Annotated in this window: 1 pseudogene; it reads left to right on the top strand. The window is 77.3% G+C overall.

What is annotated here, in order from left to right:
• Positions 1-295 (top strand): annotated as a pseudogene (locus ACSNOK_RS33785) (hypothetical protein); the annotation flags it as partial.

The following is a 295-nucleotide window of genomic DNA, read 5'->3' as shown; positions in this document are numbered from 1 at the left end:
CCCGGGTACGGCCCCGCGGCGGCGGGACGCGGCTGATGGTGGGCGCCACCGTCGGCACCGTGCTGATCGGCGTGGCGGTGGCGCTGGGCGCCGGACCGGTGGCACGGGTCGGCGAGCGCGCGGCGGTGGACCTGCTGGAGCGCGACGCGTACCTGGAGGCGGTGCTCGGAGGACGGGACGGGCTCCCCACGGACGTCCGGGAGGCCGGGGAGACCGCGCACACACGGGGCGACGGGGAAGATCGGGGCGACGGGGAAGACCTGGGCGGCGAGAACGACCGAAGCACCCACCGAAC

This window comes from Streptomyces sp. URMC 126 (assembly GCF_051386555.1).
GTDB lineage: Bacteria > Actinomycetota > Actinomycetes > Streptomycetales > Streptomycetaceae > Streptomyces.
This window is presented reverse-complemented; position numbering and strand designations above follow the sequence as displayed.